General features: G+C 68.9%; 12 protein-coding genes. 11 read left to right on the forward strand and 1 reads right to left on the reverse strand.

All coding sequences use genetic code 11. The features are described 5' to 3' along the window. Positions 1 to 195 precede the first annotated feature (195 nt). From ACZ7LU_RS12375 to ACZ7LU_RS12410, 8 genes are all read left to right on the forward strand, one after another. Positions 196 to 1563 (forward strand): extracellular solute-binding protein, encoded by a 1368-nt coding sequence (locus ACZ7LU_RS12375; RefSeq protein ID WP_471916667.1) that lies wholly within the window; start codon positions 196 to 198, stop codon positions 1561 to 1563. Positions 1564 to 1695: 132 nt separating this feature from the next. Beyond that, a complete protein-coding gene (locus ACZ7LU_RS12380; protein WP_471916668.1) occupies positions 1696 to 2679 on the forward strand; it encodes a carbohydrate ABC transporter permease in 984 nt (327 codons plus the stop codon). Beyond that, positions 2680 to 3534, forward strand: coding sequence for a carbohydrate ABC transporter permease (locus ACZ7LU_RS12385; protein WP_471916669.1), 855 nt, complete (start codon positions 2680 to 2682; stop codon positions 3532 to 3534). 179 nt (positions 3535 to 3713) lie between these two features. After that, positions 3714 to 4370 (forward strand): hypothetical protein, encoded by a 657-nt coding sequence (locus ACZ7LU_RS12390; RefSeq protein WP_471916670.1) that lies wholly within the window; start codon positions 3714 to 3716, stop codon positions 4368 to 4370. Further along, positions 4358 to 5395, forward strand: a complete 1038-nt coding sequence (locus ACZ7LU_RS12395) for a hypothetical protein (protein WP_471916671.1) — start codon at positions 4358 to 4360, stop codon at positions 5393 to 5395. Before ACZ7LU_RS12390 ends, ACZ7LU_RS12395 begins: the two co-directional genes overlap by 13 nt. A gap of 26 nt (positions 5396 to 5421) precedes the next feature. Next, entirely contained in the window at positions 5422 to 5802 is a 381-nt protein-coding gene (locus tag ACZ7LU_RS12400) for a DUF5959 family protein (RefSeq protein WP_471916672.1), read from the forward strand. Then, positions 5691 to 6041, forward strand: a complete 351-nt coding sequence (locus ACZ7LU_RS12405) for a hypothetical protein (protein ID WP_471916673.1) — start codon at positions 5691 to 5693, stop codon at positions 6039 to 6041. Before ACZ7LU_RS12400 ends, ACZ7LU_RS12405 begins: the two co-directional genes overlap by 112 nt. 93 nt (positions 6042 to 6134) lie before the next feature. Further along, on the forward strand, positions 6135 to 6866 hold the full coding sequence (locus ACZ7LU_RS12410; protein WP_471916674.1) for a helix-turn-helix domain-containing protein: 732 nt from the start codon (positions 6135 to 6137) through the stop codon (positions 6864 to 6866). Positions 6867 to 6964: 98 nt separating this feature from the next. Here the strand turns inward: ACZ7LU_RS12410 and ACZ7LU_RS12415 are convergent, their stop codons facing one another. Next, complete coding sequence (locus ACZ7LU_RS12415; protein WP_127912365.1) at positions 6965 to 7990, reverse strand: 6-phosphofructokinase; 1026 nt, start codon at positions 7988 to 7990, stop codon at positions 6965 to 6967. A gap of 276 nt (positions 7991 to 8266) precedes the next feature. Between ACZ7LU_RS12415 and pta the strand changes: the two genes are divergently transcribed. The 3 genes from pta to pyk all read left to right on the forward strand — a co-directional run bounded on the left by pta (position 8267) and on the right by pyk (position 13094). Further along, positions 8267 to 10348, forward strand: a complete 2082-nt coding sequence (pta, locus tag ACZ7LU_RS12420; protein ID WP_398301335.1) for a phosphate acetyltransferase — start codon at positions 8267 to 8269, stop codon at positions 10346 to 10348. A 24-nt stretch (positions 10349 to 10372) separates the two neighbouring features. Further along, positions 10373 to 11590, forward strand: a complete 1218-nt coding sequence (locus ACZ7LU_RS12425) for an acetate kinase (RefSeq protein WP_398301333.1) — start codon at positions 10373 to 10375, stop codon at positions 11588 to 11590. Between the two features lie 73 nt (positions 11591 to 11663). Beyond that, positions 11664 to 13094, forward strand: coding sequence for a pyruvate kinase (pyk, locus tag ACZ7LU_RS12430; protein WP_398301331.1), 1431 nt, complete (start codon positions 11664 to 11666; stop codon positions 13092 to 13094). Positions 13095 to 13171: the final 77 nt, after the last annotated feature.

Consider the following 13171-nt stretch of genomic DNA (forward strand, 5'->3'; position numbering starts at 1 on the left):
ACGCCCCTCCCCTCCGGACACCCCCCTCGGGGCACCCCCCTCGGGACACCCCCGACACCGTACGTCCTATAACAACGTTGTCACGTTGATGACAAGCGTCAACGCCCATCCGTGGCACGGGCATTGACCTTGTTCCGAGCGCGCCCGTACGTTCACCGGGCAGCCCCGCGCTGCACCCCCGCGCTGTAGGAGGTCGTGCCCGTGCGTCCCACCACCACCCCGCTGCTCCTCACCGCCACCGCCCTGCTGGCCGCCGGCACCCTCACCGCGTGCGGCGGCGGCTCGGGCGACGATCCCGACACCGTGAGGATCTCCTTCAAGCAGTCCACGGACAACCAGATCAGGGTCATGGACACCTATCTGGAGGGGATCAAGAAGCAGTTCGAGAAGGCGAACCCCGGCAAGAAGGTCAAGCTGGTGCCGATCAAGGCGCCGGACTCCGAGTACTACACCAAGCTCCAGCAGATGATGCGCTCCCCGAAGACCGCGCCCGACCTGGTCTACGAGGACACGTTCCTCATCAACTCGGACATCACCAGCGGCTACCTGAAACCGCTCGACACCTACCTGAACAAGTGGAAGGACTGGGACCAGTTCATCGGCACGGCCAAGACGGCGGCGAAGGCGGCCGACGGCAAGACGTACGGCGTGCCGGACGGGACGGACACCCGCGGCCTCTGGTTCAGCAAGGCGATCTTCAAGAAGGCCGGCCTGCCCGCGGACTGGCGGCCGAAGACCTGGGACGACGTCCTCGACGCGGCAAGGACCATCAAGAAGAAGGTCCCGGACGTCACCCCCCTCAACGTCTACACCGGCAAGCCCGCCGGTGAGGCGTCCTCCATGCAGGGCTTCCAGATGCTCGCGTACGGCACGGGCAAGGACCCCCTCTACGACCCGAAGGCGAAGAAGTGGGTCACGGGCAGCAAGGGCTTCAAGGACTCCCTGCGGTTCGTGGAGACCGTCTACAAGGAGAAGCTCGGCCCCGACGTCTCGGACGCGCTCGACCCCAACTTCCCCACCCGCGTACGCGGTGAGCTGCTGCCCGAGGGCAAGCTGGCGATCAACCTCGACGGTTCGTGGCTGCCGCAGGACTGGGGCGAGGGCGCGGGACACGAGTGGCCCGAGTGGTCGCGGGAGCTGGGCCTCGCGGCCATGCCGACACAGCACGGCCAGGCACCCGGCAAGGTGTCCATGTCCGGCGGCTGGACCTGGTCGATCCCGGCCAAGGCGAGCAACCCCGACCTGGCGTTCAAGTTCATCGAGACGATGCAGACGAAGGCCAACGCCAAGAAGTGGTACATCGCCAACTCGGGCATCGCGGTCCGCAAGGACGTCGCGGCCGACCCGTCGTACGTGAAGGCGCAGCCCGGCCTCAAGTTCTTCACCGACCTGGTCTCCTCGACGCACTACCGGCCCGCGTACCCCGCGTACCCGAAGGTCTCCACGGCGATCCAGGAGGCGATGGAGTCGGTGACGACGGGCGACGCGTCGGTGGAGGAGGCGGCGAGCAGTTACGACGACGAGGTCGAGTCGGCGACGGACGGCGAGGTCATCGAGAAGTAACGCGAAGGCCCGCACCCGTCACCGCGGCCACCCCCGCCACTCCCGCCGCAACCGCTCCCGCCACCGTCACAGCCGTCAGCCGTCACAGCCGTCACAGCCGTCACAGCCGTCACCAGAGAGTGAGTGCCGTACGTGACCACCGCATCCTCCGCATCCTCCCCACCCCCCGCGGGCCCCGGCGGCGGCGCCAAGACGGCACCGGGACCGGGGCCGGGGCCGGGCGCCCCACCCCCGCCCGCACGCCGCGCAGGCGCCCGCGCCCGCCGGGGCCTGCTCAGGGCCCTGCCCGTCTCCCCCGCCGTCGTCCTCCTCGCGCTGTTCCTCGCGGGCCCGATCGGCTACTGCGCGTACATCGCCTTCACCGACCTCCAGCTCACCGGCCAGGCCGAGTCGAGCTTCGTGGGCCTGGACAACTTCCGTGAGGCGTTCGGCGACGAGCGGTTCCTGAACGCGGTCTGGCTCACCCTCGTCTTCACGGTCCTCTCCTCGATCATCGGCCAGAACACACTCGGACTGGCCCTCGCCGCTCTCATGCAGCGCGCGTCCAAGTCGGTCCGCACACTCACGGGCGCGATCGTCGTCACGGCCTGGGTGCTGCCGGAGGTCGTCGCGGGGTTCCTCCTCTACGCCTTCTTCCGCCGCGAGGGCACCCTCAACGCCGTCCTCGACGCCCTCCATCTCCCCTCCCAGAACTGGCTGTTCACGCTCCCGATCCTGGCGGTGTCGTTCGCGAACGTATGGCGGGGAACGGCCTTCTCCATGCTCGTCTACTCCGCCGCACTCAACGAGATCCCCAAGGAGATCACCGAGGCGGCGGAGGTCGACGGCGCGAGCGGCTGGCGCCGCATGTGGCACATCACGCTGCCGATGATCCGCCGCTCGATCGGCACGAACCTCATGCTCAACACCCTGCAGACACTGTCCGTCTTCGGCTTGATCTGGGTGATGACGCGCGGCGGCCCGGGAAACGACAGCCAGACACTGCCGCTCTTCATGTACGAGCAGGCCTTCCAGAAGAGCATGATCGGCTACGGCACGGCCGTGGCCCTGCTGCTCCTCCTGGTCGGCTCCCTGTTCTCCGTCGTCTACATGCGCCTGCTGCGTACGGAGGCCTGAGTGCCCGTCAACTTCCCTGCCCTCCGCCCTCGTTCCCGCCGCGCGAAACACCGCCTCGCCGCCGACGCGGGCCTGCTGGTCGTGGCGGCGGCGTTCGTACTGCCCCTCGCCTGGGTGGTCCTGTCCTCCTTCGACCCGAAGGCGGACCTGAGGGTGCGGCTCCCCGACAGCCTCACCCTGGACAACTACGACCAGGTCCTCACCCCCGAGATCACCTTCACCCCGCTCCTCAACAGCCTGCTGCTCTGCGGCGGCGGCACCCTGCTCACAGTCGTCTGCGCGGCCCTCGCGGCTTACCCCCTCTCCCGCTACACGTCGCGCCTCAACCGCCCCTTCATGCTGACGATCCTCTTCGCGACGTGCCTGCCGATCACCGCGATCATGGTTCCGGTCTACGCCCTCTTCGTCCAGGTCGACCTGATCGACACGATGCACGGCACAATCTTCTTCTTCGCGGCGTCCCAACTCCCGTTCGCCATCTGGCTGATGAAGAACTTCATGGACGGCGTCCCGAAGGAGCTGGAGGAGGCGGCATGGACGGACGGCGCCTCGTCCTTCCAGTCCCTCCTCCGGATCGTCCTCCCCCTGATGGGCCCCGGCGTGGCCGTGGTGACCGTCTTCTCCTTCGTCATGATGTGGGGAAACTTCTTCGTCCCCTTCATGCTCCTGCTCACCCCGGAACAACTGCCGGCATCGGTCAGCATCAACGACTTCTTCGGCAACAAGGGGACGGTGGTCTACGGCCAGTTGGCCGCGTTCTCGATCATCTACTCGACGCCGGTGATCCTCTTGTACGTCCTGGTATCGCGGAAGCTGGGCGGGGGCTTCGCGCTGGGCGGAGCAGTAAAGGGCTGACCCACCACCTGCTCGGCAACTTCTCACTGGCCCCCGGCGGACACAGAACTGTGACATGACTTCGGCCCGATACATCCCACCCGCCCCATTCATACCCACACATCTCCCTGGTATCGCCCCCGGGACCGCACTAGCGTGCTGACCCCGCGCCATGCCCCCCACCAGCCAGGAGCCGAACAGTGACCCGCCCCCTCCGCCTCGCGACGGCCGCGCTCACCGCGTCCGCAGCCCTGCTCTTGACGGCCTGCGGCAGCGACGACGACAAGCCCACGAACGACGACAAGATCGCGGGCGCGGAACAGGGCGACAAGGAGACCTCGGCGCCGCCGAGTGAATCTCCTGCGAAGAACCCCGACCGCCCAAAGATCAAGCTTCCGCCGGACCTCACCATGACCTTCGAGTCACCGCAGACCAGCGACCCGGTGAAGAAAGCCGTGCTCGCAGACAACGCCGAACGCATGCGCGCGGTGAACGCGGCCATCGCGGGGACGGATCCCAAGAGCGAGGGCATCGGCTTCTACAACACCGGAAAGGCCCTGGAAGCCTCGGCGACATGGGTCGCGAAGTTCAAGGACGCGGGCCTCGGTCTCACCGGAGAGATCCGTTACTACAACCGGCAGGTGACGATCAAGGACAAGAAGACGGCCACACTCGTCTTCTGCGCCGATGAGGGCAAGGGCTACACCAAGAAGAAGTCGACCAAAAAGGTCAACAAGACACCGGTGACGAAGAACAGCTACGTCGCGTACAACACACAGCTGATCAAGAACTCCGAGGGGACATGGCAGACCGCGCAGATCTTCTCCACGAGGGGGGCGGCTCAGTGCCAGCCATAAGAAGAGTTCCCGCCTTCGCCGCCGTGCTGGCGGGCGCCGGCGTGGTGCTTGCCGCGAGCAGTTCACCCGCCTGGGCCGACATCGACCCGGGAGGCGGCGCATCCGAGACGCAGGTGGACGCGGACACCGACCAGCAGACGGTCTCCACCGTCGCGGGCGGCATCGTCTACGACCGTTCGAAGAACGGCAAGGGCGGCAACGCGGGACCCGTCACACCGGCGACCAACTGGACGCCTCCTGCCTGCTATTACGCTCCCGCCTACTCCCCCGCTCAGCTCAAGAAGAAGCTCGAGCCGATCTGGGCGGTCGATTCCACCGGACCGGAGTGGGACCTCTCGCAACGCAACCGGTACGTCAACGGAAAGCCCTACAAGGACTTCAACAAGGAGAAGGCCGGCAAGGGCTACTGGTGGGACAGCTTCATTCCGGAAGGCCGGGAGAGCGCACCGGGAGCTTTCGACTGCGACAAGCCGTATTTCTGGGTCGACGAGGGTGACCCACCCCCGGCGGACACACCCGAGGCCGTCACCCCAGAGCTCCTCGCACACCTCGCCTACGCAGAGATCCGAGTCCCCGACACCGAGGTCACCCTGGCCCCTGAAGACGCGACGAAGGTGAACCTGCCTACGTGGGCCTGGCTGGACAAGGCGGAGTTCAAGCCCGTCTCGGTCACGGCCTCGGTACCGGTCCTCAACATTCACGCAACGGCAACCGCCGAACCCGTCTCCCTAAAGATCGACCCAGGCACACCGGACGCCGAGAGGTACCCCGCATCCGGCGTCTGCGAGATCGTCGACGGCAAGATCGGCGCACCCTACGCCAAGGGCAAGGCGAAGGAGACCCCGCCCTGCGGCGTGAAGTACCTCCGCTCCTCGGGCGACGGCTCGTACCCGCTGAAGGCCACGGTCACATGGAAGATCCACTGGACGGGCACCGGCGTAACCGAGGAACGACGACTCCCCGACGGCGAGTTCGGCGCAGAGCAGGACGTAGTCGTCGAGGAGGTCCAGTCCATCAACCGCTAGGACGGCCTCAGCCGGAGAGGACGACCATGGGAGGCCCCGAACCCAGTACGGGCACCACCACCGGCGACGCCTCTCCCTCCCCCGTGGACCTGATCCTCTTCGCCGACGAAGAGGGCAACAGCGTCCGCGTCACCGTCCTCGGCGCCTACCCGGGACAACCGCACATGCGCTCGGCGGAGCTCTCCGTCGAGACACCCTTCGTCCGCGGCCGCCTCGACCTTGCCCTGTGGCTCTCCAGGTTGGGCGGCAGAGTCCTCTGCGGTGGCGCAGCACAACAGGAGACAGTAATACCGTCATGCGCGAGAACAACGGCACCGACATGGACCTTGAAGAGATCATGGAGATGTGCGCGGCGGCCACACCCGGCCCCTGGTACGTCAGGAATCTGGACGACGACCACGCCATGAACCTCGTCGCGGTCAGCACGGTGGAGGACACCGGGCGCGGGGAGCGATGGCCCGCCTTCAACGAGGGCGGGATGATCGCGGCGACACTCGTGCAGAGCCCACGCTACGTGGACTGCGCGGACAGTCGGTGGGACGAGAACGCGGCGTTCATCGCCATGGCCCGGGAGGCGGTCCCCCGGCTCGTGGCGGAGGTCAAGCGCCTCCGCGAACTGGTCGCCGACGCCGACGCTCGAGAGTGAACCGCCGGGCCCGGCCGCAGGCCCGTACCTTCCCACCAATCCGCAACCTCGTAGGAACGCACCGTAGTCGCCACCCCCGGTGGCGCCTACCGTGTGCCCGTGCAACCGAGCCAACCCAGCCAGCCGCCGCACCAACCCACGCCCCCTTTCAACTTCCCCGCCGCCCGGCGCCTGCGGGAGGCGCTGGGGATGGCCCACGGGCACGTCGCCTACGGGCTGCGGGCCAGTTATGGACTCACGTACATCACCGCCGACACCGTCGCCGCGTGGGAGCGCGGGCTCACCTCGCCCACTTCCGCCGAGCTCACCGCGCTGGCCGCGACCCTGTGGTGCTCCCCCGGGGAGCTCATGGGCGCCCCGCGGACGCTGCGCGAGCACCGCGTCGCGCGCGGGCTCGCGCCTGAGGACGTCGCCCGTCAGGCCGGCGTGGAGATCCAGGCATATCTGCGCATGGAGGAGACCGACACCTGGCGCGGGAACGAACGGCAGTCCGAAGCCCTCGCCCGGATCCTCCAGCTCTCCGTGCCCGACTTCGTCACCGTCACCGGGCGGGCCGAGCCCCTCGCCGAGCTGCTGCGCAGCGCCGTCACCACCCGGTGGCAGGGGTATGTGCGGCCCGTCAGCAAGCTGCTGCCGCTGGACAAGCGGCACGTCGAGGACGTGCTGCGGCAGATGCACGAGGACTACCAGTCCCGCATGGCGCGGACGCTGAGCTGGGGCGGCGGGGCCGGCTCGGACGCGTCGGGCGAAGCCGGGCGCGACTTCCTCGACCGAGTACTCGAGCACTTCTGGGCACTCGCCCGGGGCAGCGGCCGGTCCACCTGAGCATCACCCGGTGCCCGGGGCAGCGGCCGGTGCGGCGGCCGTGCCTCGCCACCGCCCGGACCGGCACTGCCACTGCCCCACCAATGAACCGCTAGAAACTAGAAAACCGACTCCGCCTCGTCCATTCGGTCCTTCGGGACCGTCTTCAGCTCCGTGACCGCCTCCGCCAGCGGCACCATCGTGATGTCCGTACCGCGCAGCGCGGTCATCTTGCCGTACTCGCCGCGGTGCACCGCCTCCACCGCGTGCCAGCCGAAGCGGGTCGCGAGGACGCGGTCGTACGCCGTGGGGGTGCCGCCGCGCTGGACGTGGCCGAGGATGACCGGCTTGGCCTCCTTGCCGAGGCGGGCCTCCAGCTCGTACGCGAGCGCCGTGCCGATGCCCTGGAAGCGCTCGTGGCCGAACTGGTCGATCGCGCCCTTGCCGTAGTTCATGGTGCCGTCCTGCGGGTGCGCGCCCTCGGCGACGCAGATCACCGCGAACTTCTTGCCGCGCGAGAAGCGCTCCTCGACCAGGGCGACCAGGTCGGCGGGGTCGAAGGGGCGCTCGGGCAGGCAGATGCCGTGCGCGCCGCCGGCCATGCCGGACTCCAGCGCGATCCAGCCCGCGTGGCGGCCCATGACCTCGACGACCATCACGCGCTGGTGCGACTCGGCGGTGGTCTTGAGGCGGTCCATCGCCTCCGTGGCCACGCCGACCGCCGTGTCGAAGCCGAAGGTGCGGTCCGTGGAGGAGATGTCGTTGTCGATGGTCTTGGGGACGCCGACGACCGGCACGCCCGCGTCGGCCAGCATGCCCGCCGCGGTGAGGGTGCCCTCGCCGCCGATCGGGATGAGCGCGTCGAAGCCGCTCTTCTCGATGAGTTCCTTGGCGTTGTGGCAGGCGGCGCGGAAGCGGTCGCGCTCCAGGCGGGAGGAGCCGAGGATGGTGCCGCCCCGGGCCAGGATGCCGCTGACCGCGTTCAGGTCGAGAGCGCGGTAGCGCCCCTCGAGCAGGCCCGCGTAGCCGTCCTCGAAGCCGATGACCTCGTCGCCGTAGTGGGTCACGGCGCGGTGTACGACCGACCGGATCACTGCGTTGAGGCCGGGGCAGTCGCCGCCCGCGGTGAGAATTCCGATACGCATCGCGCTGTGTCTCCTGCTCGCTACTGGTACTTGTGAGCCGGTCCGATTGTTCCACGGCCGGAAGGGGGTCGCCGCTCACACCTGTCCGACGGATGCCTGTCCGATCCAGGGGCAGGGGTGCTGGTGACCCGTTGCGCCGGGGCTTCGTCCGGCGGGCGGCCTAGCCAGCCGCAGAGGTATTGTCAAGAGGGCACAGCCGCGATATCAGGTAATTTGTCCAGCTCGATCGGGGTACCCCACAGACCTCGGCAGGCAGGAAAGAAGGGAAGAGCACGCGTGACGCGCAGCGTGTACGTGACCGGGATCGACCGGGGCGACGGTCGCCAGGTCGTCGAACTGGGAGTCATGGAGCTCCTCACCCGCCAGGTCGACCGGGTCGGTGTCTTCCGGCCGCTCGTCCACGACGGCCCCGACCGCCTCTTCGACCTGCTGCGGGCCCGCTACCGCCTCTCGCAGGACGCCGCGACCGTGTACGGCATGGACTACCACGAGGCGTCCGCGCTCCAGGCCGAGCAGGGCACCGACGAACTGGTGTCGCAGCTCGTCGACCGGTTCCACCGGGTCGCGAGGGACTATGAAGTCGTCCTCGTGCTCGGGACCGACTTCGCCGCCACCCAGCTGCCCGACGAGCTCGCGCTGAACGCCCGCCTCGCCAACGAGTTCGGTGCCTCCGTGCTCCCCGTGGTCGGCGGCAAGAACCAGACCGCCGAGTCGGTGCGCGCCGAGACGCGGAACGCCTATCGCGCGTACGACTCGCTCGGCTGCGACGTCCTCGCCATGATCACGAACCGGGTGGCCCCGGCCGACCGGGACGAGATCCACGAGCGGCTGAAGACCCGCCTCCCCGTGCCCTGCTACGTCCTGCCGGACGAGGCCGCTCTCTCCGCGCCGACGGTCGCGCAGATCACCCACGCCCTCGGCGGCCGCGTGCTGCTCGGCGACGACTCGGGGCTCGCGCGCGACGCCTTGGACTTCGTCTTCGGCGGCGCCATGCTGCCGAACTTCCTGAACGCCCTGACGCCGGGCTGCCTGGTGGTCACCCCCGGCGACCGCGCCGACCTCGTGGTGGGCTCGCTCGCCGCGCACAGCGCCGGTACGCCGCCCATAGCGGGCGTCCTGCTGACCCTGAACGAACAGCCGGGCCCGGAGATCCTCACCCTCGCCGACCGCCTCGCCCCCGGCACCCCGGTCGTCGCGGTCTCCGGCGGCTCCTTCCCCACCGCGGCGGAACTCTTCGCGCTCGAGGGCAAGCTGAACGCGGCGACGCCCCGCAAGGCGGAGACCGCGCTCGGCCTCTTCGAGCGGTACGTCGACACCGCGGACCTCCTCAAGCGCGTCTCGGCCCCCAGCAGCGACCGGGTCACGCCGATGATGTTCGAGCACAAGCTCCTGGAGCGGGCCCGCGCCGACCTGCGGCGCGTCGTGCTGCCCGAGGGCACCGAGGAGCGGGTGCTGCGCGCCGCCGACGTGCTGCTGCGCCGCGGCGTCTGCGAGCTGACCCTGCTGGGCCCGGTCGAGCAGATCCGCAAGAAGGCCGCCGACCTCGGCGTGGACCTCGCGGACTCCGAGCTCATCGACCCGCAGACCTCCGAGCTGCGGGACCGTTTCGCCGCGAAGTACGCCGAGCTGCGCGCCCACAAGGGCGTCACCGTCGAGCTGGCGTACGACGTGGTGGCGGACGTGAACTACTTCGGCACGCTGATGGTCCAGGAGGGCCTCGCCGACGGCATGGTGTCGGGCTCCGTGCACTCGACGGCGGCCACCATCCGCCCGGCCTTCGAGATCATCAAGACCAAGCCGGACGCCTCCATCGTGAGCTCCGTCTTCTTCATGTGCCTCGCCGACAAGGTCCTCGTCTACGGCGACTGCGCGGTCAACCCGGACCCGAACGCCCCGCAGCTCGCGGACATCGCCGTGCAGTCGGCGACCACCGCCGAGCAGTTCGGCGTCGAGCCGCGGATCGCGATGCTCTCGTACTCGACGGGCACGTCCGGCACGGGCGCGGACGTCGACAAGGTGCGCGAGGCCACCGAGCTGGTGCGCGCCCAGCGCCCCGATCTGAAGATCGAGGGGCCGATCCAGTACGACGCCGCCGTGGAGCCCTCGGTCGCGGCCACCAAGCTGCCCGACTCGGACGTCGCGGGCCAGGCCAGCGTGCTGATCTTCCCCGACCTGAACACCGGCAACAACACCTACAAGGCCGTGCAGCGCTCGGCCGGCGCGATCGCCGTCGGCCCGGTCCTCCAGGGCCTGCGCAAGCCGGTGAACGACCTGTCCCGCGGCGCGCTCGTCCAGGACATCGTCAACACCGTCGCCATCACGGCGATCCAGTCCCAGGCCCAGCCGCCGAACCAGTAACCCCCACAGAAGGTGTCTCGATCAGTGACCGCCACGCGCGTACTCGTCCTCAACTCCGGCTCGTCGTCGGTGAAGTACCAGCTCCTCGACATGCGTGACAGCTCACGTCTCGCCGTCGGCCTGGTAGAGCGGATCGGCGAGGAGACCAGCCGGCTCAAGCACACCCCGCTGACCGGCGGCGGCGCCGAGTCCCGTGAGCGCGAGGAGCCGATGGCGGACCACGAGGCGGCGCTGCGGGCCGTCGCCGACGAGCTGGCCGCCGACGGGCTCGGCCTCGACTCCCCCGAGCTGGCCGCGATCGGCCACCGGGTGGTGCACGGCGGCCTGAAGTTCACCCAGCCGACGGTGATCGACGACGCGGTGCTCAAGGAGATCGAGCGCCTCGTCCCGGTGGCCCCGCTGCACAACCCGGCCAACATCACCGGCATCCGCACCGCCCAGGCGCTCCGCCCCGACCTGCCGCAGGTCGCCGTCTTCGACACGGCGTTCCACACGACGATGCCGGAGTCCGCGGCGCGCTACGCGATAGACGTGGCGACGGCCGACGAGCACCGCGTGCGGCGCTACGGCTTCCACGGCACCTCCCACGCGTACGTCTCGCGGGCGACCGCGAAGCTGCTCGGCAAGGCGCCCGAGGACGTGAACGTCATCGTGCTGCACCTCGGCAACGGCGCGTCGGCGAGCGCGGTGCGGGGCGGCCGTTGCGTCGACACGTCGATGGGGCTCACGCCGCTGGAGGGGCTCGTGATGGGTACCCGGTCCGGTGACATGGATCCGGCAGTGATCTTCCATCTCGCCCGGGTCGGCGGAATGTCCATCGACGAGATCGACATTCTGCTCAACAAGAAGAGCGGTCTGATCGGCCTCTGCGGCGACAACGACATGCGGGAGATCAGGCGCCGTATCGACGCCGGTGACGAAGAGGCGGCACTCGCTTTCGAGATCTACATCCACCGCCTGAAGAAGTACATCGGCGCCTATTACGCGGTACTCGGCCGGGTGGACGCCATCGCGTTCACGGCCGGTGTCGGCGAGAACGCCGCTCCGGTGCGGGAGGCCGCGGTGGCGGGCCTGGAGGAGCTGGGGCTCGCGGTGGACGGCGCACTCAATTCCGTACGTTCCGACGAAGCCCGGCTCATTTCGCCGGAGTACGCGCGCGTGGCCGTCGCCGTGGTGCCCACCGACGAAGAACTGGAGATCGCCGATCAGACGTATGCATTGGTCAGCGACCGCAACGCCTGAGCGCACAGGCGCCCATTTGTAGATTCCACCAGACGGAATATTCCGTAGCGAAACAAACCGATAGGATCGCCTCATGCGCCGTTCCAAAATCGTCTGCACGCTGGGCCCCGCCGTCGACTCCGAAGAGCAGCTCGTCTCGCTGATCGAGGCCGGCATGAACGTGGCCCGCTTCAACTTCAGCCACGGCACGCACGCCGAGCACCAGGGGCGTTACGACCGCGTCCGTTCGGCCGCCGCGAAGACCGGCCGTGCCGTCGGCGTCCTCGCCGACCTGCAGGGTCCGAAGATCCGCCTGGAGACCTTCGCCGAGGGACCCGTCGAGCTGGTGCGCGGTGACGAGTTCACCATCACCACCGAGGACGTCCCGGGCGACAAGTCGATCTGCGGCACGACCTACAAGGGTCTGCCGGGCGACGTCTCCAAGGGCGACCAGATCCTGATCAACGACGGCAACGTCGAGCTGCGCGTCGTCGAGGTGGACGGCCCGCGCGTGAAGACGATCGTCGTCGAGGGCGGTGTCATCTCCGACCACAAGGGCATCAACCTGCCCGGCGCGGCCGTGAACGTGCCCGCGCTCTCGGAGAAGGACATCGAGGACCTCCGCTTCGCCCTGAAGATGGGCTGCGACATGGTCGCCCTGTCCTTCGTGCGCGACGCCAACGACGTCAAGGACGTCCACAAGGTGATGGACGAGGAGGGCCGCCGGGTCCCCGTCATCGCCAAGGTGGAGAAGCCGCAGGCCGTCGCCAACATGGAGGGCGTCGTCGCGGCGTTCGACGCCGTGATGGTGGCCCGTGGCGACCTGGCCGTCGAGTACCCGCTCGAGAAGGTCCCGATGGTGCAGAAGCGCCTCGTGGAGATGTGCCGCCGCAACGCCAAGCCGGTGATCGTCGCGACCCAGATGATGGAGTCGATGATCACCAACTCGCGCCCCACGCGCGCCGAGGCGTCCGACGTCGCCAACGCCATCCTGGACGGCGCCGACGCGGTCATGCTGTCGGCCGAGTCGAGCGTCGGCGCGTACCCGATCGAGACCGTCAAGACGATGTCGAAGATCGTCACCGCGGCCGAGGAGGAGCTGCTCTCCAAGGGGCTGCAGCCGCTCGTGCCGGGCAAGAAGCCGCGTACGCAGGGTGGTTCGGTGGCCCGCGCCGCCGCCGAGATCGCCGACTTCCTGGGCGGCAAGGCCCTGGTCGCCTTCACCCAGTCCGGCGACACGGCCCGCCGTCTGTCCCGCTACCGCGCGGCCCAGCCGATCCTGGCCTTCACCACGGACGAGGCGACCCGCAACCAGCTGACGCTGAGCTGGGGCGTGGACACCTACGTCGTGCCGCACGTCGACAACACCGACGCGATGGTCGAGCTCGTCGACGCCGAGCTGATCAAGCTGAACCGCTTCAACGACGGCGACACGGTCGTCATCACCGCCGGTTCGCCCCCCGGCGTCCCCGGCACCACCAACATGGTCCGGGTGCACCACCTGGGCAACGGCGAGCGCGACTGACCGTCGGCAGGACCGCACACATACGCCGAGGGCGCCCCCTGATCCAGGGGGCGCCCTCGGCGTATGAGCCATGACCG

The organism is Streptomyces sp. NPDC039462, assembly GCF_055639375.1.